17 protein-coding genes are annotated in these 19,301 nt (G+C 72.0%); 9 read left to right on the top strand and 8 right to left on the bottom strand.

What is annotated here, in order from left to right; translation table 11 throughout:
• Positions 1–10: 10 nt before the first annotated feature.
• Positions 11–994 carry an NAD-dependent epimerase/dehydratase family protein gene (locus ACZZY9_RS11140; RefSeq protein ID WP_463464669.1) on the top strand — a complete coding sequence of 328 codons (984 nt, stop codon included), beginning with the start codon at positions 11–13 and terminating at the stop codon, positions 992–994.
• A gap of 183 nt (positions 995–1,177) precedes the next feature.
• Here the strand turns inward: ACZZY9_RS11140 and ACZZY9_RS11135 are convergent, their stop codons facing one another.
• Positions 1,178–4,678 (bottom strand): bifunctional proline dehydrogenase/L-glutamate gamma-semialdehyde dehydrogenase, encoded by a 3,501-nt coding sequence (locus ACZZY9_RS11135; protein ID WP_463464106.1) that lies wholly within the window; start codon positions 4,676–4,678, stop codon positions 1,178–1,180.
• A 227-nt stretch (positions 4,679–4,905) separates the two neighbouring features.
• Between ACZZY9_RS11135 and ACZZY9_RS11130 the strand changes: the two genes are divergently transcribed.
• Both ACZZY9_RS11130 and ACZZY9_RS11125 read left to right on the top strand, forming a co-directional pair.
• Complete coding sequence (locus ACZZY9_RS11130; RefSeq protein ID WP_463464105.1) at positions 4,906–5,910, top strand: ATP-binding cassette domain-containing protein; 1,005 nt, start codon at positions 4,906–4,908, stop codon at positions 5,908–5,910.
• A complete protein-coding gene (locus ACZZY9_RS11125) occupies positions 5,907–6,752 on the top strand; it encodes an ABC transporter permease (RefSeq protein ID WP_463464104.1) in 846 nt (281 codons plus the stop codon). The genes ACZZY9_RS11130 and ACZZY9_RS11125 overlap by 4 nt, the downstream gene beginning before the upstream one ends.
• Before the next feature lie 28 nt (positions 6,753–6,780).
• On the opposite strand, the gene ACZZY9_RS11120 is transcribed toward ACZZY9_RS11125, so the two are convergent.
• Entirely contained in the window at positions 6,781–7,506 is a 726-nt protein-coding gene (locus tag ACZZY9_RS11120; RefSeq protein ID WP_463464103.1) for a TetR/AcrR family transcriptional regulator, read from the bottom strand.
• Positions 7,507–7,583: 77 nt separating this feature from the next.
• On the opposite strand from ACZZY9_RS11120, the gene ACZZY9_RS11115 reads away from it, so the two are divergent.
• Positions 7,584–8,828, top strand: coding sequence for an MFS transporter (locus ACZZY9_RS11115; protein ID WP_463464102.1), 1,245 nt, complete (start codon positions 7,584–7,586; stop codon positions 8,826–8,828).
• A 24-nt stretch (positions 8,829–8,852) separates the two neighbouring features.
• On the opposite strand, the gene ACZZY9_RS11110 is transcribed toward ACZZY9_RS11115, so the two are convergent.
• The 3 genes from ACZZY9_RS11110 to ACZZY9_RS11100 form a co-directional block, all read right to left on the bottom strand.
• Complete coding sequence (locus ACZZY9_RS11110; RefSeq protein WP_463464101.1) at positions 8,853–9,089, bottom strand: hypothetical protein; 237 nt, start codon at positions 9,087–9,089, stop codon at positions 8,853–8,855.
• A 43-nt stretch (positions 9,090–9,132) separates the two neighbouring features.
• On the bottom strand, positions 9,133–9,339 hold the full coding sequence (locus ACZZY9_RS11105) for a hypervirulence associated TUDOR domain-containing protein (protein ID WP_463464100.1): 207 nt from the start codon (positions 9,337–9,339) through the stop codon (positions 9,133–9,135).
• Between the two features lie 185 nt (positions 9,340–9,524).
• The gene (locus tag ACZZY9_RS11100) at positions 9,525–10,244 is read right to left on the bottom strand and encodes a LysR family transcriptional regulator substrate-binding protein (protein WP_320477522.1); all 720 of its coding nucleotides are present in this window, start codon (positions 10,242–10,244) and stop codon (positions 9,525–9,527) included.
• 60 nt (positions 10,245–10,304) lie between these two features.
• On the opposite strand from ACZZY9_RS11100, the gene ACZZY9_RS11095 reads away from it, so the two are divergent.
• The 3 genes from ACZZY9_RS11095 to ACZZY9_RS11085 all read left to right on the top strand — a co-directional run bounded on the left by ACZZY9_RS11095 (position 10,305) and on the right by ACZZY9_RS11085 (position 12,758).
• Positions 10,305–10,727: a DUF5997 family protein gene (locus ACZZY9_RS11095; RefSeq protein WP_192061349.1), complete on the top strand. Its 423-nt coding sequence runs from the start codon at positions 10,305–10,307 to the stop codon at positions 10,725–10,727.
• 44 nt (positions 10,728–10,771) lie between these two features.
• Complete coding sequence (gene ypfJ, locus ACZZY9_RS11090) at positions 10,772–11,674, top strand: KPN_02809 family neutral zinc metallopeptidase (RefSeq protein WP_463464099.1); 903 nt, start codon at positions 10,772–10,774, stop codon at positions 11,672–11,674.
• A gap of 82 nt (positions 11,675–11,756) precedes the next feature.
• Positions 11,757–12,758, top strand: a complete 1,002-nt coding sequence (locus ACZZY9_RS11085) for an NADP-dependent oxidoreductase (protein ID WP_463464098.1) — start codon at positions 11,757–11,759, stop codon at positions 12,756–12,758.
• A gap of 384 nt (positions 12,759–13,142) precedes the next feature.
• On the opposite strand, the gene ACZZY9_RS11080 is transcribed toward ACZZY9_RS11085, so the two are convergent.
• Positions 13,143–14,117: a carbohydrate kinase family protein gene (locus tag ACZZY9_RS11080; RefSeq protein WP_463464097.1), complete on the bottom strand. Its 975-nt coding sequence runs from the start codon at positions 14,115–14,117 to the stop codon at positions 13,143–13,145.
• A gap of 112 nt (positions 14,118–14,229) precedes the next feature.
• Here ACZZY9_RS11080 and ACZZY9_RS11075 point away from each other — a divergent pair, with 112 nt between their 5' ends.
• Together ACZZY9_RS11075 and ACZZY9_RS11070 are read left to right on the top strand one after the other, a co-directional pair.
• A complete protein-coding gene (locus ACZZY9_RS11075; RefSeq protein ID WP_463464096.1) occupies positions 14,230–15,171 on the top strand; it encodes an ROK family protein in 942 nt (313 codons plus the stop codon).
• A gap of 166 nt (positions 15,172–15,337) precedes the next feature.
• The gene (locus tag ACZZY9_RS11070; protein WP_243216540.1) at positions 15,338–16,381 is read left to right on the top strand and encodes an NAD(P)-dependent alcohol dehydrogenase; all 1,044 of its coding nucleotides are present in this window, start codon (positions 15,338–15,340) and stop codon (positions 16,379–16,381) included.
• 263 nt (positions 16,382–16,644) lie between these two features.
• On the opposite strand, the gene ACZZY9_RS11065 is transcribed toward ACZZY9_RS11070, so the two are convergent.
• Entirely contained in the window at positions 16,645–17,163 is a 519-nt protein-coding gene (locus ACZZY9_RS11065; protein ID WP_463464095.1) for a MarR family winged helix-turn-helix transcriptional regulator, read from the bottom strand.
• Positions 17,144–19,063 carry an MDR family MFS transporter gene (locus ACZZY9_RS11060; protein WP_463464668.1) on the bottom strand — a complete coding sequence of 640 codons (1,920 nt, stop codon included), beginning with the start codon at positions 19,061–19,063 and terminating at the stop codon, positions 17,144–17,146. The genes ACZZY9_RS11065 and ACZZY9_RS11060 overlap by 20 nt, the downstream gene beginning before the upstream one ends.
• Positions 19,064–19,301: the final 238 nt, after the last annotated feature.

The following is a 19,301-nucleotide window of genomic DNA, read 5'->3' as shown; positions in this document are numbered from 1 at the left end:
GACGCCGGCCGTGAAGGTGCTGGTCACCGGGGCCAGCGGGCTGCTCGGCGGCGCCGTCGCCCGGGCGATCGCCGCGGCCGGGCACGAGGTCACGACGTTCCAGCGTCGGCCGTCGGGTGTGACCGGGGTCCGCGACGCGCTCGGCTCGATGACCGACCCGGCAGCGGTCGCCGCCGCCGTCGAGGGGCAGGAGGCGGTGGTCCATCTGGCCGCGAAGGTCTCGCTGGCCGGTGCACCCGCCGAGTTCGAGGCCGTCAACGTCGGCGGCACGCGGTCGCTGATCGAGGCGATGCGCGCCTCCTCGGTGCCCCGCCTCGTGTTCGTCTCGTCGCCGTCGGTCGCGCACGCCGGTTCGTCCATCGTCGGAGACGACGCCGCGCCCGCCTCGCCGAGCCGGGCCCGCGGCCATTACGCCCGCACGAAGGCGGCGGCCGAGCTCGTGGCGCTGCAGGCGGCGGGCGACGATCTGCGCGTCGTGGCGGTCCGCCCGCACCTGGTCTGGGGGCCCGGCGACACCCAGCTCGTCGCCCGCATCGTCGATCGCGCGCGCTCGGGGCGTCTACCGCTGCTCGGCCACGGGGCGGCGCTGATCGACTCGATCTACGTCGACAACGCGGCGTCCGGCATCGCCGCGGCGCTCGAACGGGTCGACGCCGTCAGCGGCGGAGCGTACGTGCTGACCAACGGCGAACCGCGCACGGTGGCCGACCTGATGGCGGGGATCTGCCTGGCGGCCGGTGTCCCGGCACCGCGCCTCCGGGTGCCGGCGGGGGTCGCACGGGGCGCCGGTTCGCTCGTCGAACGGGTCTGGGCCGTGCGCCCGGGAGCCGACGAGCCGCCGATGACCCGGTTCCTGGCCGAGCAGCTCTCGACCGCGCACTGGTTCGATCAGCGGCGCACGCAGCACGACCTGCGGTGGACGCCCGCCGTCGGGGTCGACGAGGGCCTGCAGCGGCTCGCGGCCTGGTACGCCGCCGGGCAGCCCGCGGTCTGACCTGCGGGGCTCACCCCGGGCTGTGCGGTGCGCCTCGGGCTGTGCGGTGCGCCTCGGGCTGTTCGGCGGGTTCCTCTCATCCGCGGCGGGTCAGCGCTGACCCGCCGCCGATGACACGGACCCGCCGCACCCCGCTCAAACGACCGTGCCGCACCCCGCTCAGACGACCGCGCCGCACCACGCTCAGATGACCGCGTCGCTCCACGGGTCGGGGTTGCCGAACCGATGCGCCGTGATCGCGACGGCCTGCTCGCGGAGGAACGGCAGCAGCTCGAGCCGCCCCGTCGGCGTCACCGCGGCGTCGAACACGGCCACCGACGGGTCCCCGCCGAGAGCCGACGACAGAGCCGAGGAGGCGCGGGTCGGGTCGCCCGCAGCCGTCACCAACCGCACGCGCTCGGTCCGCAGACCCCCCGCGCGCACCCTCTCGAGCCATGCCGAGTCGTCCTCGTGCGTGACGGAGCCCGCCGAGAGGCCCAGCGCCGAGACGAGCGTCGCCGGCAGCTCGATCGCCGACGAGACGGTGACCGGGGCGCCCGACCGGAGACCGGCCAGCAGCACCCGCACGACGTCCGCGGGGTCGGCGCCGTCGGCCGCCCGCACCGTGACCGGCAGGGGCCGGTAGCGGAGCAGGTCGCGTTCGAGTCCGAGCCGGCTGACGTCGCGGGCGACGCCGAACTCGGTCGCCCAGTAGTGCTCGTCGGAGGCGGCGGCGGCACGCAGGTCGTCGTGCGCCGACGCGCTCGACGCCCCGAGCAGCGGCGTCGAGGCCTCGACGGCGGCCAGGACGGCCGAACCGGGGCGCGCCTCCTGGGCTTCGACGAGCGGGGACGGCCGCCACGAGCCGAGGTGGACGAGGTAGTTGGGCCCGCCGGCCTTGGCCCCGGCGCCGACCGAGGACTTCTTCCAGCCGCCGAACGGCTGGCGGCGCACGACGGCACCGGTGATGCCCCGGTTGACGTAGAGGTTGCCGGCCTCGACGGCGTCGAGCCAGATCTCGAGCTCGACGGGGTCGAGGGTGTGCAGACCCGCGGTCAGGCCGTAGTCGGTGGCGTTCTGCAGCCGGATCGCCTCGTCGAGGGTGGCGGCGGTCATGATGCCGAGCACGGGCCCGAAGTACTCCGTCAGGTGGAACTCGCTGCCGGCCGCGACACCCGATCGGACGCCGGGCGACCAGAGCCGCCCCGTCTCGTCGAGCTGCTTCGGCTCGACCAGCCACGACTCGCCCGCGCCGAGCGTCGTCAGCGCCCGCTCGAGCTTGCCGTGCGCGGGCTCGACGATCGGGCCCATCTGCGTGGTCGGGTCGGACGGCAGCCCCACCCGCATCGTCGACGCGGCGTCGACGAGCTGACGGCGGAACCGCTCGGAGGTGGCGACCGAGCCGACCAGGATCACGAGACTCGCCGCCGAGCACTTCTGCCCCGCGTGACCGAACGCCGACTTGATCACGTCGGAGGCCGCGAGATCGAGGTCGGCGCTCGGGGTGACGATGATGGAGTTCTTGCCGCTGGTCTCGGCGAGCAGGGGCAGGTCGTTGCGCCAACCGGAGAACAGCTGCGCGGTCTCGAAGGCCCCGGTCAGCACGACGCGGTCGACCGACGGGTGCGACACGAGGTGCCGCCCGAGGTCGCCCTCGTCGACGTCGACCAGGGTGAGCACGTCGCGCGGCACGCCGGCGTCCCAGAGGGCTTGCACCATGACCGCGCCGCAGCGCTTGGCCTGACCGGCCGGTTTGACGACGACGCTGCTGCCCGCGGCGAGCGCGGCGAGGGTCGAGCCGGCGGGGATCGCGACGGGGAAGTTCCACGGCGGGGTGACGAGGGTGAGCCGTGCGGGCACGAACTCGGCGCCGTCGACGGAGTCGAGCTCCTCGGCGAGGTGGGCGTACCAGTTGGCGAAGTCGATCGCCTCGCTGACCTCGACGTCGCCCTCCGCGATGGTCTTGCCGGTCTCGCTCGCCGCGACCTCCATCAGGTCGGCGCGCCGGGCGGAGAGCATCGCGGCGGCGTCGCGGAGGACGACGGCCCGACCCGCGCCTCCTCGTGCCGCCCAGTCGGAGGATGCGGCGACCGCGGTGTCGAGCAGGGCGTCGAGCGTCGCCTCGTCGGTGACCCGGGCGGCCTCGATCAGGTCGACGCCGAGCGTCGAGTCCGCCGAGCGGGCGGCGATGCCGCGACCCCAGCTGCGGTTCGCGGCGAGCGCGGGGTCGGTGTCGGGCTCGTTCTCGAAACCGCTGCCGGCCGCGCGGGGCTGCAACGCCTGGGCCGCGTCGAGGCGGCTCTGCACGCGGTGCGGTGCAGGGGTGTCGCCGTCGACCGCGGCGAGCGAGGCGAGGAACCGGCCCTTCTCACGCTCGAACATGGCCTCGTTCGAGGCGAGCTCGAAGACGGCCGACATGAAGTTCTCACTCGACGCGTTCTCTTCGAGGCGGCGGATCAGATAGCTGATGGCGACGTCGAACTCGCGGGGATGCACGACCGGCGTGTAGAGCAGCAGCCCGCCGACGTCGGCCTTGACGAGCTCGGCCTGACCCTCGGCCATGCCGAGCAGCATCTCGAACTCGATGCGGTCGCCGACTCCGCGGGCCTCGGCGAGCAGGTGCGCGAAGGCGATGTCGAAGAGGTTGTGACCGGCGACGCCGATCCGCACGGCGCGGGTGCGCTCGGGGGTGAGCGCCCAGGTCAGGACCCTCTTGTAGTTCGTGTCGCTGTCCTGCTTCGTGCCGTAGGTGGCGAGGGGCCACTCGTGGACGGTGGCGTCGACGGTCTCCATGGCGAGGTTGGCGCCCTTGACCACGCGCACCTTGATGGCCGCGCCGCCCGCGTCGACCCGGTCGGTCGCCCACTCGGTGAGCCCCTGCAGGGCGCCGAGCGCGTCGGGCAGGTAGGTCTGCAGCACGATGCCGGCCTCGAGGTCGCGGAGCTGCGGCTGGTCGAGGAGGCGCGTGAAGACCGCGATCGTCAGGTCGAGGTCGCGGTACTCCTCCATGTCGAGGTTGATGAACTTCGGCTCGCGAGAGCGGGCGGCCAGTTCGTAGAGCGGGGTCAGCTTCTCGACGACGCGCTCGACGGTCTCGTCGAAGGCCCACATCGAGAGCTGGCTGACGATCGACGAGACCTTGATCGACACGTAGTCGACGTCGTCGCGGGCGAGCAGCGCCCGGGTGCCGGCGAGCCGGTGCTCGGCCTCGGCATCGCCGAGCACGGCCTCGCCGAGCAGATTGAGGTTCAACCGCGTGCGGTCCTGCTTGATCGAGGCGATCGCCTTGCCCAGCCGGGCGGGGCGGGCGTCGGCGACGAGGTGCCCGACCATGCCGCGGAGGACGCGACGGGCGATCGGCACGACGACGCCGGGCAGCACGGGCGCCATGACGCCGCCGAGGCGGACGGCGGAGCGCATGTGCCAGGGCAGGAAGGCCGGTGCCTGCTTCGCCAGGGTCGCCAGGTTGCGGGCGGCGACGCCGAGGTCTTCGGGGCGGACGACGCGATCGACGAAGCCGATCGTGAAGGCGAGACCCGATTCGTCTTTCAGCACCTGCGCGAGCAGATGGGCCGAGCCGGTGCTCGGGGCCGCGGAGGCCTCGTGAGCCCAGCGGCGGGCGAGGGCGACGGCGTCGTCGCCGATGCCGACGGGCAGGAGCTGTTCAGCGGTGGACGGCCCCGCCGTCTCGTCGAAGGTGGTCATGGGATGAATGTAGAGCGGAACTTGCCACGCGGCAAGGTTTGACATCTGCTCGTAACACGCTGTGGTCCGCACGGCCATCCGCCGGCTGTCGGTCGGTGTCCGATCCGTGTCCGATCGATGTCCACAGGTGACGGAATATCACTGGCGGTGAAGCGCGGACCGCGCTACCTTGAGCGCGTCCGGGGCCGCTCCCCGGGAACCGGCTGCGAGCGGAGAACGGATCGACGATGGCCATGATCGAAGCACGGGGCCTCACCAAGACCTACCGGTCGAAGTCCGGCCCCGTCCACGCCCTGAACGGGCTCGACCTCACCGTGCCCGAGGGCACCGTGAAGGCGCTGCTCGGGCCGAACGGCGCAGGCAAGACGACGGTCGTCAAGATGCTCACCACGCTCGAGCGCCCCGACACGGGCACCGCGACCATCGCCGGTCTCGACGTCGTCGCCGACGCGCAGGCCGTGCGGCGCTCGATCGGCGTCTCGGGCCAGTACGCCGCAGTCGACGAGAACCTCACCGGGTTCGAGAACCTCGACATGATCGGGCGGCTCTACCACCTCGGCGCGAAGGTCTCCCGCGAGCGCGCTCGCGAGCTCATCGACGTATTCGACCTCTCCGCCGCCGGCGATCGACCGGTGAAGGGCTTCTCCGGCGGCATGCGCCGTCGCATCGACCTCGCCGGCGCCCTCGTCACGAACCCGCGCGTGCTGTTCCTCGACGAGCCCACCACGGGTCTCGACCCTCGCAGCCGACTGGCCCTCTGGGACATCATCACCAGCCTGGTCGACGGCGGCACGACGGTGCTGCTCACCACGCAGTACCTCGAGGAGGCCGACCGCCTCGCCGACGACATCTCGGTGATCGACGGCGGCGCCGTCATCGCCGAGGGCACGTCCGATCAGCTCAAGGCCCAGGTGGGCGGTCATCGACTCGTCGTGGCGCTGGTCGACGAGACCCGATCGGCCCAGGCCGTCGAGGTCCTCCGCCGGCACGGCGACAACGAGCCGACGATCGACGCCGACGGCCGTCAGCTCGAGGTCGCCGTCACCGACGGGCCGACCGCGCTGCAACGCACCCTCGCCGACCTCGGCGCGGCCGGAATCGAGCTGCACGACGCCGGGATGCGGCGCCCCACCCTCGACGACGTCTTCCTGCAGCTGACCGGTCACCGCACCGGCGCCGACGACGACGCCGCCGACACCGACGCCCCGAGCGAGAAGAAGGCCCGCGCATGACCACCACGACCGCGCTCGCGCAGACCCTCGAGCCCGCCACCGAGACGGGTCTCTCGACCTGGGCTTCCGACGGCTGGGCGGTCACCAAGCGCAACCTGATCAAGGTGCGTCGCTCGCCCGACATGCTGATCTTCGCCGTGCTGCAGCCCATCATGTTCGTCCTGCTGTTCAGTCAGGTCTACGGCGGGGCGATCGCCGTCGAGGGCACCGACTACACGCAGTTCCTGATGGCGGGCATCTTCGCGCAGACCGTCGTGTTCGGCTCGACGTTCTCGGGGGCCGCCATGGCGCAGGACCTCAAAGAGGGGATCATCGACCGGTTCCGCACCCTGCCGATGAGCCCCTCCGCGGTGCTGATCGGCCGCACCAACAGCGACCTCGCGCTCAACACGATCTCGATGGTCATCATGATGCTCACCGGTCTCGCCGTCGGGTGGCGGGTGAACGCGTCACCGGCGTCGTTCCTCGGCGGCGTCGCGCTGCTGCTGCTCTTCAGCTACTCGTTCAGCTGGGTCATGGCCCTGCTCGGCATGAGCGTGAAGACCCCCGAGACGATCAACAACGCCTCGTTCATGATCCTGTTCCCGCTCACGTTCGTCTCGAACGCGTTCGTGCCGAGCGACACCCTGCCGACGGTCCTCCGGGTCTTCGCCGAATGGAACCCGGTCTCGTCGCTCGTGCAGGCGGCGCGCACGTCGTTCGGCAACCTCGGCGACACCCCGGTGCCCGACATCTGGACGATGCAGCACCCCTACGCGACCGTGCTGATCGGCATCACCGTGATGCTCGTGGTGTTCGTGCCCCTCTGCATCCGCAAGTTCCAGCGCATCAGCGCGAAGTGACCCGGGGCGACGCCGGGGGGCAGGTCGGTCACCGCCGGCGCCGCGCCTCCTCGCGGACCGCCTCGTCGAGCTCCGACGTCGGAACGGTCAGCACGCTGCCGATCACGAGCCGCATCAGGTCGGCGACGTGCACGGCGTCGCGTTCGTAGAGCCACTGCAGCTGCAGGCCGTCCTGGACGGCGAGCACGATCCGCGCCGCCGCGGTCGCCGTGTAACCGGGCCGCAGCCAGCCGCGGTCGGCGGCGACCGAGAGGTACGCCGTCGTCGAACGGATGATCCGGTCGTAGTAGTCGCGGTAGTACTCGTGCGCCGGGTGCTCGCTCGAGACGGCCTCGGCCGACGCCGTGATGAACAGCGAGATGACGACCGGCACGTCGACGTTGTACTCGGCCAGCTCGACGAGCTCGTCGACCCGCATGCCGCCGTCGTCGTCGAAGTGCCGCCGCAGGCGCTCGTCACGCCGACGCAGCACCGCCATCAGCAGTTCGTCCTTCGTCGGGAAGTAGTGCATCAGCGACTGATGCGACACCCCGCACTGCCGCGCGATCTCCCGCAGCGACGCCCCGTGGAACCCCACCTGGCCGAAGACGGGCAGCGCGGCGTCGAGGATCGCCTCGCGCTTGGCGATGCCCTTGCGGTAGCGACCCGGCTCGCGGACGTCCGTCACCGCAGGGCCGGCCTCAGGGCCGACCGCAGGGCCGGCCGCGGGTTCGGAACCCGGGTCGGCGGAGGGGGCGGGGGCGGAGGCGTCCATCGGGGCCAGCCTAAATCGTCGCCCGACCGTGTGACACCGGGCGGGTGCACCCGCCCGCACCGGCATAGAGTCGAGCGATGCCCTGGTCGCTGCTGACGGTCCCCGCCTTCCGGGCCCTGTGGCTCGGTCGTCTCGTGTCGTGGACGGGCAGCGGATTCGCCCCCATCGCGATCGTCTTCGCGGCGATCGACCTGGGGGCCGACCCCGTCGACCTGGGCCTCGTCGTGGCGGCCCGATCGGTGCCGAACATCGCGCTGCTGCTCTTCGGCGGAGCCCTCGCCGATCGACTCTCGAGGCGCCTCGTCGCCGTCGTCTCGTCGTTCGTCTCGGCCGGCTCCCTGCTGATCGCGGCCCTCCTGATGCTCACCGAGACCGAGACCCTGACCACCCTCGCTGTGATCGGGGCCGTCAACGGCGCCTCCGCCGCCTTCTTCGGACCGGCCACCGGCGCCCTCGTGCGAGACACGGTGCGCGACGCGCGGATCGGCGACGCGACCGTGCTCATGCGGGTCGGCACCAACGTCGGCCTCGTCGTCGGCCTCGCGGTCGGCGGCGCCGTGGTCGCCACCCTCGGCTCGGGTCTCGCCCTGGCGCTCGGCGGAGCGGTCTTCGCGGTGGCGGGCGTCGTGTTCGTGGGGCTGCCGGCCGACTCGGCCCGCGCCTCCGGGGGGACGACCGTCCTGGCCGATCTCGGCAGCGGACTCGGGTTCGTCTGGCGCACCCGGTGGCTCGGCGCCGCCGCGGCGCTCGCGTTCGTGTTCCAGTTCGCCTTCGGCGGCGGGATCCACGTTCTGGGGCCCCTGGTCGCCGACGACGCCTTCGGGCGCCTGCTCTGGGGCTTCGCCGGCGCCGTGCAGACCCTCGGGCTGATCGTCGGGGCGTTCTGGGCCGGCTCGCTGCGCGGCCGGGTGCGGCTGTGGGCCGCCTGCCTCGGCGCGGGGGCGCTCGCGATCCCCCTGGTGCTGCTCGCTTTCACGATCACCACCGACCCCGTCGCCTTCGACCCGCTGCACTGGTTCTTCTGGATCAGCGTCGGGCTCTTCGTCGCGAGCATCGGACTCGAGGTGTTCACCGTGCCGCTCGACATCGCGGTGCAGCGGCAGGTTCCCGGCCTCTACCGCGGGCGGGTGATCTCGGCCGTGACGGTCGCGTCGCTGGCAGGCATGCCGGTCGGCGAGATCGCGGTCGGTCCGCTCGCCGAGCTGGTCGGCACGTCGACCACGCTGATCGCCCTGGCCGTGCTGGTCGTCACCGTCGCGACGGCCGTGGCGGTGCACCCCCGAGTGCACCGCGTCGACGCCCCGGAGGCGCGGGTCACCTGACCGCGCACCCCCGGGAGGCGCAGGTCAGCTGTACTCGCCGCGCTCGATGGCCTCGGCGTACTTGCGCACGTCCGGGCCGGGCTCGTAGTCGATGAAGCGGTCCTTGACCGCGTCGTTGATCGCCTTGTACGACTCCTCCCACGACTCGCCCGAGTGAGCGGCCGCGGCATCGCGGACGGCCTCCTGCAGGACGCGGTCGGAGTCGGTCAGGATCTTGTCGCGCGCTTCGTCGTTCCAGCGCACATCGGTCAGGTCGGCCATGCTGTCTCCTTGGGTCGCGGGTGTCGCGGGGTCTGGGGTGTGGCTATTTCTTCTTACTCAGCGCGGACTCCTTGTGGGCCGCCTTCGAGCCGCTCTTGTCGCTCTCGACGACGAAGTAGGGCTCGTCGTCGGACGCCTTGAACTTCTGCCCGTCGAGCTGGAACTCCTGGACGCGCTTCTCCACGACCGTGCCGTGGGTCTCGCCCTGCGGGGTGTTCCAGGTGACGTGATCTCCCTTGCTGAACGTCATCGCGCCTCCTTCGTCTGCGCCGGCCGTCGTCGGCCGGTCGTCGATGCGATCGTGGCGTGGACGCTACGCCGCGGCGGCCCGCAGGCCGCTCAGCACGGAGGGGTAGGGGTTTCGGGCGCAGCGCTGTACCCCGCGCGCGTACCCCTCCTTACGGCGTGAGGCTGACGCGGCTCAGCGGCCGGAGCTCAGCGGCCGCGACGGGGGCGGCTGCGCCCGGTGCCGCGCTGCGGTCCGCGGCCCTGCGGCGGCGTCCGCTTCGGCTTGGCGCCGCGAGGGTCGGGAGCCGACCCCTTCTTGGCCGGGGCCGCCTGCTCGGGCTCGTCGCGCCTCCTCGACCGGCTGCTGCGCGCCGTGCGCCCGCGGACGACGCCGATGAAGTCGTCGGTGTCGTCGTCGCTGCGGTCGACGAGCCAGACCAGCGCGACGACGGTGGGCTCGAGATCCGAGACGAAGCGGTAGGTCAGGCCGCTGCGCGAGTACAGCCGCGCGATCGACTGCGGCACGACCGCGACGCCGGCGCCGGTCGCCGCGACGTCGACGGCCTGGGCGTCGGTCAGCGTCGGATCGAGGTCGTGACGGGTCTCGCCCTCGAGGTCGGCGGCGGTCAGCTCGTGCTCGATGCCGAGCGCGGCGAGCGGGTGGTCCTTCGAGACGACGGCGACCGCGCGCTCGTCGTAGAGACGGATGACCGAGTGGTCGTCGTCGGTGGCGAGGGGCAGCCGCGCGAGCAGCATGTCGACGGCGGCATCGCCGTGCAGGGCGTCGAGGGCGCTCGAGGCGTCGATCTCGACGACGTCGAGGGGCAGGTCGGCCCGGCGCTCCTCCCACAGGCGCGACCACTTCGACAGTGTGACGCCGGGGACGAACCCGATGCGGAAGGAGGCGCGGGTCGGCTCGGTCGTCATCGCCCCAGGGTACCGGGGTGCGCGCTCGTGCCGACCCGCGCCTCCCGGTACCCTTGCGGCATGACTCAGAAGACCCCGCAGACGCTCAAGCCCTTCACTGCCGCGAAGAAGCTCGGGGTGCACCTGCCGGCCACGCCCGAGTCGTTCCAGAACACGCCCGTCACCCGCGAGGAGTTCGCCGAGCTCACCGCGAACCCGCCCGAGTGGCTGGCCGAGCTGCGCCGCACCGGCCCGCACCCCCGCCCCGTCGTCGCGCAGAAGCTGGGCGTCACGATCTCGGGCCTCGCGCGCGCCGGCGTCGACGACGCGCTCACCACCGACGAGATCCACGATCTGCTGAAGGAGATGCCCGCCTGGCTGGTCACCGAGCGCGCGAACCTGGCCGAGGTGCGAGAAGAGGAGCAGCGCGTGAAAGACCGCGACGCCGGTCGTGCGCTGCTCCGCGCCGAGCGCGAGCGGGCCGAGGGCGCCGACCAGGCCTGACCTCGACGCGCCGCGGCCCTCGCGACCCGCGTAGCTTCTGACGCATGTCTTTCAACGACGATGCGCGCATCGACAGCAGCAAGGTCCGACGGCGCGGCCGGGGTCGCACCACCGGCATCGCGGCCGGCGGGACGGGCGTCGTGGCGATCATCGTCGTCGCCCTGATCAACCAGTTCACCGGGGTGAACCTCAGCGGGCTGCTCGACGGCACGTCGACCGGCTCGGGTTCGCCCGATCAGATCGCGGCGGCTCCGCTCGAGGGCTGCGAGACGGGCGCCGACGCCAACGCGAGCATCGACTGCCGCATGGCCGGCGCGGCGGACTCGCTCGACACGTACTGGTCGACGGAGGCCGCGCAGCTCGGCGTCGGCGACTACGTGACGCCCGACTTCTTCCTGTTCACGGCAGCCGTCGATACCGGCTGCGGCAGCGCGACGAGCGCCACCGGCCCGTTCTACTGCCCGCCCGACCAGGCGCTCTACGTCGACACCGACTTCTTCGACCAGCTGCGCGAGCAGTATGGGGCGAGCGCCGGTCCGCTCGCGCAGATGTACGTCGTCGGGCACGAGTGGGGCCACCACATCCAGCAGCTGACCGGCGCCTTCGACCGCGCCGACCGCAGTGCGACGGGGCCCGGCTCCGACACCATCCGCCTCGAGGTGCAGGCCGACTGCTACGCGGGGGCCTGGGTCGGCGCGGCGACGACGGTCACGGACGACTCCGGCACGACGTTCCTCGAACCGGTGACCGACGCGCAGATCGCCGACGCGCTCGACGCCGCGGCGGCGGTGGGCGACGACCGCATCCAGGAGGCGTCGGGCGGCCGCGTCGACTCCGACACGTGGACCCACGGCTCGGCCGAGCAGCGCCAGAGGTGGTTCGACACGGGTCGCGCCGGCGGCGCGGGGGCCTGCGACACGTTCGCCGTGCCGACCGAGCGGCTCTAGCGCCACCCGACGACCTCGGACGGGGGCGTGCGCACCGCCGCCAGGAGGCGCACAATCAGGCAACGCCACAAGGAGGTCGGTCATGAGTCGCACCGGAAGAGCCGTCGAGTTCGAACGCTACGGAGACGTCGACGAGCTGCACTTCGTCACCCAGGAGCTGCCCGTCCCCGCCGACGACGAGGTCGTCGTCGAGGTCGTCTGCGCCGGCCTGAACCACATCGAGAACTTCATCCGCAAGGGCGACTTCACCGACCGGCTGCCGCTCGAGTTCCCGGCCCGTCAGGGGTCGTGCTTCGCCGGCATCGTCAAGAAGCGCGGCTCGGCGGTTCGCGACTTCGCGGTCGGGGCCGAGGTGATCGGTCACGCGATCGAAGGCGGAGCGCACGCCACCTACGTGACCGTCCCCGCGTCGTCGATCGTGAAGAAGCCGTCGAACGTCGGGTGGGAGGTCGCCGGCGGGCTCTATCTCGCCGGAGTGACGGCCTACGACGTGGTCCGCTCGTTGCACCTCGGGCCGGGCGACATCGTGGTCATCACCGCGGCGGCCGGCGGGGTGGGGCACATCGAGTGCCAGCTCGCCATCGCGGCGGGGGCGAAGGTGATCGGCACCTGCAGTCCGCCGAACCACGACTACCTGCGCTCGATCGGCGTCACGCCCATCACGTACGGCGAGGGTCTGCAGCAGCGCATCGAGGAGGCCGCGAAGCGCCCCATCACCGCGTTCATCGACAACTTCGGCGGCGACAACCCCGCGCTGGCGACGAGCCTCGGAGTGAAGGAGGCGCGGTTCAGCTCGAGCGAGCACCGCCTCGACCTCGAAATGCACTACATCCGGCCCGAGCGCGACGACACCGAGCCCGCCATGGTGCTCGCCGCCCTCGCGAAGCTGATCGCCGAGAACAAGGTGCGGGTGCTCATCTCGGGCTTCTACCCGTTCGACTACATCACGCAGGCGTTCGACGACCTCGCCGAGCACCACTCGCGGGGCAAGGTCGTGGTCGGCATGCAGCCCGTCGAGACCGGCGCGCGCTCGCACTGGTACCTGTCGGGCAAGGCGCGCAGCACGCACGAGGCCAGCGCCTGACGCGCCCCGCGCGGGTGCGCCCCGCGCCCCGCGCCCCATCGAAGTGACGCAACAAGACCCCCGCGCGAGCCGCAACGCCCCCTTCGCGTCACATCGATCGCCGAGGAGGCGCGGCTCAGCGAACGCAGCAGCGCGCGCCGCACGCACCGCATCGAAGTGACGCATCGGGGGCCCTCCGCGCGGCGCAAGCGCCCTTTCGAGTCACATCGATCGCCGCGGAGGCGCGGGTCGGAGCGGAGCGGAGCAGCACGCGGCACTGCACTGCACCGCACCGCACCGCACCGCGCGGCACGCGCACGGCATCGAAGTGACGCATCGGGGGCCCTCAGGGCACCGCGAGCCCCTCGTCGCGTCACATCGATCGCCGCGGAGGCGCGGGTCGCGTCAGAGGCCCGGCGCGCGCAGCAGCGCCCCCGGCGAGCGCACCGTGGCGGCGGCGATGTCCATCGCGCGTCCGAGCGCGTCGGCCCAGTCCACGGACCCCGGTTCGCGCCGCGCGGAGAGCAGCGACGAGACGATCGCGGCGAAGGTCGCGTCGCCCGCGCCCATCGTGTCGACGACCTCGCCGTCGGCGGTCGAGATGCCGCGCCGCAGCTCCGCCCCGCCGGCCAGCAGCAGGCTCGCCCCGTCGGACCCGCGCGTCGCGAGCACTCCCCCGGCACCGGCGGTGAGCAGCGCCTCCTGCCAGTCCGACAACGGGCCGCCGGTGACGAGCTCCGCGTCGTCGTCGCCGATCTTGACGAGGAGACACGTCGCGGCCACGCGGGCGAATCCGGCTCCGAAGGCGGCGACCTGGGCGTCGCCGCCCGGCAGGAACCCCGGCCGGGGGTTGGGGTCGACCACCAGGCGACGGGGCGAGTCGCCGGCGACCGCGAGCAGGCGGTCGGTGAGGGCCACGTCGTCGAACGGGTACGAGCTGACGGCGATCAGCGGGGCCGCGTCGAGGGCGGCGAGCTGCTCGGCAGAGAAGTCGAGGCCGCGGGCGACGGCGGCGTCGGTGAACACGTACGACGGCTCGCCGTCGACCCGCAGCGACACGGCCCGCCCGGTGCCGAGTGGGTTGACCGTCTCGAGCAGGTCGACCCCGTGCTCGGCGAGGAAGCTCCGGATCGAGCGCCCGTCGGCATCGTCGCCGACGGACGCCAGCAGCGTGGTCGGAACACCGAGGCGACTGAGACCGACGGCGACGTTGAGACCGGCGCCGCCGACGTGATCGCTCGAGCCCGTCTCGGTGCGCAGCTCGTCGATGAGCGCGTCGCCGATGACGACGACCCGTGCGCCCATCGCGTCGGCTCCGCCCGCTGCAGCGTCCGCAGATGCGTCCTTGGCGCCCTGCGGGCGTCCCTCGCTGGTGGTCATGAAGCGCCTCTCGATAACGGTCCGTCGGGTGCCTCGGCGTCGGGGCCACGAGGCGACACGTCACCCTAGACCGGGCCCGGCCGATGTCGCACCCCGCCGCTACGCTGACGACGTGAGCGAATACGCACTGGCCGTCGACGTCGGCGGCACCAAGGTCGAGGCGGCGCTCGTCGCCGCAGACGGAACCCTCCTCCACGGCAGCCGCGAGCGGCGTCCGACGGGTGCGACATCGACGTCCGACGAGCTGGCCGAGGCCGTCCGCACGGTCGTGGCCCACGCCCTGGCGTCGCTGCCGAGCGGCGACGTCCTCGTCGGTGCGGGCATCGGCAGCGCCGGCCCTGTCGACCTCGTCGCCGGCACGGTCTCGCCGATCAACCTGCCTGCCTGGCGCGGCTTCCCGCTGCGCGAGCTGGTCGCCTCGCTCGCCGCGGCCACGCTGCCCGACTCGGCCCCGGTCACCCTCCGACTCGACGGCGTCAGCCTCGCCCTCGCCGAGCACTGGGTCGGTGCCACGCAGGGTGCGGACAACGCACTCGCCATCACGGTCTCCACCGGTGTGGGCGGGGGGCTGATCGTCAACGGCCGTCTCCTGTCCGGAGGCACGGGCAACGCCGGTCACATCGGCCAGATCCAGATCGCCGACCGGCCCGAGGGCGAGAGCGCCTGGGCCGCCACGCTCGAGGTCATCGCGTCGGGTCCGAACGTCGTCGCGTGGGCGCAGGCGCAGGGCTGGCAGGGCGAGCGCGGCGAAGACCTGGCCGCCGGCTACGTCGCCGGCGACGAGATCGCGGTCGCCGCCGTCCGCCGATCGGCCAACGCCGTCGGCGAGGCCATCTCGTCGGTCACGACCCTGCTCGACCTCGACGTCGCCGCGATCGGCGGGGGCTTCTCCCGCGTCAGCGACGACTACCTCGACCTGGTGCGCCAGAGCGTCGATGCGGCCCCGGTCAACGACTACGCCCGGCGCGTCCGCGTCGTGCGCTCCGGTCTGAGCGACGAGAGTCCGCTCGTCGGGGCCGCCGCCCTCGTCTGGCAGGCCGACCTGCTCGGCTGACCCGCGCCTCCTCGGCCCCCGCCTCCTGCAGGCCCGATCTGAGAACGGTTCCCGTCACGAGCAAGGCCCAGGGAGGCGCGCCTAGGCTCGTGTCGTCCCCCACAGCGTCGTCGGAGATCAGCGCGCCCACAGACGCGCGAGTCACTCGCAACCCCGGAGGTAACCCATGACCACCACAGTCCCCGTTCTGCTGACGCCGTCCGCCGGCGCCCCCTTCGAGCACTCGACCGTCGAGCTCCGCGACGTCGGTCCGAACGACGTCCAGATCGACATCGCGTTCGCCGGCATCTGCCACAGCGACATCCACCAGGCCCGCGAAGAGTGGGGCAAGGCGATCTTCCCGATGGTGCCCGGCCACGAGATCGCCGGCATCGTCACCGAGGTCGGCAGCGACGTCACCAAGCACAAGGTCGGCGACCGCGTCGGCATCGGCTGCTTCGTCGACAGCTGCCGCGAGTGCGAGAACTGCCTGGCCGGCGAGCAGCAGTTCTGCGTCAAGGGCAACGTCGCCACCTACAACGGCCGCCAGTACTCGGGCGAGCCCACCTACGGCGGGTACGCCAAGCAGATCGTCGCGGACGAGAACTACGTGCTGTCGATCCCCGAAGGCATCGCGCTCGACGAGGCCGCTCCGCTGCTCTGCGCCGGCATCACCACGTACTCGCCGCTGAAGCACTGGGGCGCGGGCCCCGGCAAGAAGGTCGCGGTCGTCGGCATGGGCGGTCTCGGTCACATGGCCGTCAAGATCGCGCACGCCATGGGCGCCGAGGTCACCGTCATCAGTCAGACGCTGTCGAAGCAGGAGGACGGCCTGAAGCTCGGCGCCGACCACTACTACGCGTCGAGCGACCCCGAGACCTTCGGCAAGCTCAAGAACTCGTTCGACCTGATCATCAACACGATCTCGGCCGACATGGACATCGACGCCTACGCCCGCACCCTGCGCCTCAACGGCACCATGGTGTTCGTCGGTCTCCCCGAGAACCCGCAGTCGTTCCGTGCCGGGTCGCTGATCGGCGGCCGTCGCAGCCTCGCGGGCTCGAACATCGGCGGCATCCCCGAGACGCAGGAGATGCTCGACTTCTGCGCCGAGCACCGCATCGGCGCCGAGATCGAGACGATCGGGGCCGACGAGGTCGACGACGCCTACGAGCGCGTCGTCGCCAGCAAGGTCCGCTACCGCTTCGTGATCGACACGGCCACGATCTAGCACCTGCTCCGACGAAGGCCCCCTCCGCGTACTGCGGAGGGGGCCTTCGTGGTCGGCGGCCTCCGGCGAGGGCCGAGGAGGCACGGGTCGGGTCGCCCGCGACCCCGGGCGAGTCCGGCGGAAGCGGGCGTCCGTGCCGCACCGCGACCACGACGCGCGCCCGAACACGGTCCAGTCCGGCGCAACCGGGCCTCCGCCGCCGCCCGCCCGCGCCGAACTCGCCCGCTCCGGCACCGGCGCCAGCACCGGCACCGGCGCCTGAGCTACCGGGGCTCGACGGACGGCGTGTTGAAGCGGCGGAGCCAGCCGGCGAACTCGCCGAGCTCGTCGTCCGTCCAGCCCTCGACGTGACTGCGGAACACGGCGCGGTTCTCGTGCCGCACCTCGAGCATGCGGGTGTCGGCCCGCTCGGTGCTGCGGAGCATCGACACGCGGCCGTCGCTCGCGTCCGCCACGACGTCGACGAACCCGGCGTCGCGCAGCAGCGCGACCTGGCGGCTGACGGCGCTCTTGTCCATCGCCATCGCCTTGACGATGTCGCCCGCGGTGCACGGCTGGTGCTTCATGACGTAGCGCAGCACGTAGAACGCCGTCGGCGGCACGTCGGGGTCGAACCGCGAGGCCGCGGCCGCGATGGTGCGCTTGGCCTCGACCATCATCGAGCCGATCTCGTCGACCACGCCCGCCATCAGACCCTCGCGACCCTCGTCGTCGGGGCTCGGGAGGCGCGGTGCGCTCGGCACCGCGCCCGCCCGCGTCGCGTCATCGGTCCGCTGCGACATCCTTCTCCTCGACCAGGGACGAGAACACCGGGCTCTCGGCCAGCTCGTCGTCGGACACCGGGTGACCCGCCACCTCGGCGGCACCCGTCGCGATGATCGTATCGATCGTCCCGGTGCGCGTCGTCGTGTGGGCGTGGTGACGCCCCGGGGCGTCGACCCCTGCGACGGCGCCGGACCCGGCCCTGTCCCCTGCCCCTGCCCGGGCATCGGCCGTGGCGTCGGTCCCGGTCATGACTCCGGCGTCGACCGGAGAGGTCGGAGCACCGCTCGTCACCGGGCCGCTCGACACCGCAGGTGCGAGACCGGCAGTGGCCGCCGCGCCCTTGACCGCAGGCGAGGCGTCGTTCCCGTCGACCGGAGCCGCGCCCCCTTCGTCGTCGGACGAGGCCGCTGCGGCGCGCTGGATGCCGCTCTTCGTGCCGAGCTCGACGTTCGGCAGCAGGCAGACGAACACGATCGTGATGATCGCGAGCGGCGCGGCGATCAGGAACACGTCGGCGACGCCCTGGCCGTAGGCGGACTCGACGATGGTGCGGATCGGGCCGGGCAGCGTGCTCAGGTCGGGGATGCTCGAGGCCGAGCCGCCCCCGAGGGCGCTGGGGTCGACGCCGGCGCTGGTCAGGTCGTCGGTGATGTAGCCCGAGACCTTGGTGCCGAGCACGGCGCCCATGACCGAGACGCCGATCGTGCCGCCGAGGCTGCGGAAGAACGCGACGCTCGACGAGGCCGCCCCGACGACGCTCACGTCGACCGAGTTCTGCACGACGAGCACGAGGTTCTGCATCACCATGCCGATGCCGAGACCCATCATGGCCATGAAGACCGAGACGACGAAGAAGTTCGTGTCGTACTCGATGGTCGACATGAGGAACAGACCGGCGGCCAGCAGCACCGACCCGACGATCATGTAGGGCTTCCACTTGCCGTACTTGGAGATGAGCGCACCGGCGACCATCGACGAGATGAGCAGGCCGAGCACCATCGGCAGGGTCAGGATGCCCGCCATGGTCGGCGACTGACCGCGCGCCAGCTGCATGTACTGACCGAGGAACACGCTGGTGCCGAACATCGCGACACCGACGCTGAGCGAGGCGATCACCGCGAACGTGAACGTGCGGTTCTTGAAGAGCGTGAGCGGGATGATCGGCTCTTTGGTGCGGAACTCGACGATCACGGCGAGCACGAGCAGCACGGCCGCGCCGACGCCCATCAGCCAGCTGGCGGTCGAGTTCCACTCGAACTGCTTGCCGCCCAGCGACACCCAGACGAGCAGCAGCGAGACGCCGCCGGCGATCAGCCCGGCGCCCCAGTAGTCGACGACGACGGCCTTCTTCGGCTTGGCGGGCAGGTGCAGCGTCTTCTGGATGACGATCAGGGCCGCGATGCCGACGGGCACGCCGACGAAGAAGTTCCAGCGCCAGCCGATGCTGTCGGTCAGCACGCCGCCGAGCAGCGGGCCGCCGATGGTGCCGACGCTCATGACGGCGCCGAGGTAGCCCATGTAGCGGCCGCGCTCACGCGGGCTGATGATGTCGCTCATGACGACCTGCACCAGGGCGGTGAGGCCGCCGGCGCCGAGACCCTGGAACACGCGGAACGTGATCAGGGTCGCGGTGTTCTGCGAGAAGCCGGCCGCGACCGAGGCGAGCACGAACAGCACCAGGGCGACCTGCAGCAGCACCTTGCGGTTCGTGAGGTCCGAGAACTTGCCCCAGAGCGGGGTGCTCACGGTGGTCGCCAGCAGGGTCGCGGTGATGACCCAGGTGTACGAGGTCTGGCTGCCGTTCAGGTCGCTGACGATGCGCGGCAGCGAGGTCGACACGACGGTCGACGACAGGATCGCCACGAGCATGCCCATCAGCAGACCCGACAGGGCCGTGAGGACTTCGCGGTGGCTCATGCCGGGCGCTTCGCCCGGTTCGTGCGGTGCTGCGGGCTTCGTGCCCGCGGCGGTCGTGGTCTGCGACAAGGTGCGCTCCGGTGATTCGAGATGGTGGGGACCCGACGCCGATGGCTGGTCCGTTGGTTGCAGAACGTCAACCATACTCGGTGGTTGACGATTTGCAACCATCTATCTGCAGAATCTGCATTTTTTTCGGCGAGCACACGGGAGCAGACGAAGGAGGCGCGGTGCGAGT

It is taken from the genome of Frigoribacterium sp. AC394, from assembly GCF_979258095.1.
The sequence above is the reverse complement of the archived record's forward strand: the minus strand, read 5'-3'. Positions and strand labels throughout refer to the sequence as shown.

Bases quoted from the DNA above. Each gene is read 5' to 3' on its own strand.
- ACZZY9_RS11065 (WP_463464095.1), bottom strand. From the start codon at position 17,163: ATGTCGCAGCGGACCGATGACGCGACGCGGGCGGGCGCGGTGCCGAGC.
- ACZZY9_RS11115 (WP_463464102.1), top strand. From the start codon at position 7,584: ATGCCCTGGTCGCTGCTGACGGTCCCCGCCTTCCGGGCCCTGTGGCTC.
- ACZZY9_RS11100 (WP_320477522.1), bottom strand. From the start codon at position 10,244: ATGACGACCGAGCCGACCCGCGCCTCCTTCCGCATCGGGTTCGTCCCC.
- ACZZY9_RS11070 (WP_243216540.1), top strand. From the start codon at position 15,338: ATGACCACCACAGTCCCCGTTCTGCTGACGCCGTCCGCCGGCGCCCCC.
- ACZZY9_RS11080 (WP_463464097.1), bottom strand. From the start codon at position 14,117: ATGACCACCAGCGAGGGACGCCCGCAGGGCGCCAAGGACGCATCTGCG.
- ACZZY9_RS11130 (WP_463464105.1), top strand. From the start codon at position 4,906: ATGGCCATGATCGAAGCACGGGGCCTCACCAAGACCTACCGGTCGAAG.
- ACZZY9_RS11060 (WP_463464668.1), bottom strand. From the start codon at position 19,063: ATGAGCCACCGCGAAGTCCTCACGGCCCTGTCGGGTCTGCTGATGGGC.
- ACZZY9_RS11125 (WP_463464104.1), top strand. From the start codon at position 5,907: ATGACCACCACGACCGCGCTCGCGCAGACCCTCGAGCCCGCCACCGAG.
- ACZZY9_RS11085 (WP_463464098.1), top strand. From the start codon at position 11,757: ATGAGTCGCACCGGAAGAGCCGTCGAGTTCGAACGCTACGGAGACGTC.
- ACZZY9_RS11105 (WP_463464100.1), bottom strand. From the start codon at position 9,339: ATGACGTTCAGCAAGGGAGATCACGTCACCTGGAACACCCCGCAGGGC.
- ACZZY9_RS11095 (WP_192061349.1), top strand. From the start codon at position 10,305: ATGACTCAGAAGACCCCGCAGACGCTCAAGCCCTTCACTGCCGCGAAG.
- ACZZY9_RS11110 (WP_463464101.1), bottom strand. From the start codon at position 9,089: ATGGCCGACCTGACCGATGTGCGCTGGAACGACGAAGCGCGCGACAAG.
- ypfJ (WP_463464099.1), top strand. From the start codon at position 10,772: ATGTCTTTCAACGACGATGCGCGCATCGACAGCAGCAAGGTCCGACGG.
- ACZZY9_RS11135 (WP_463464106.1), bottom strand. From the start codon at position 4,678: ATGACCACCTTCGACGAGACGGCGGGGCCGTCCACCGCTGAACAGCTC.
- ACZZY9_RS11120 (WP_463464103.1), bottom strand. From the start codon at position 7,506: ATGGACGCCTCCGCCCCCGCCCCCTCCGCCGACCCGGGTTCCGAACCC.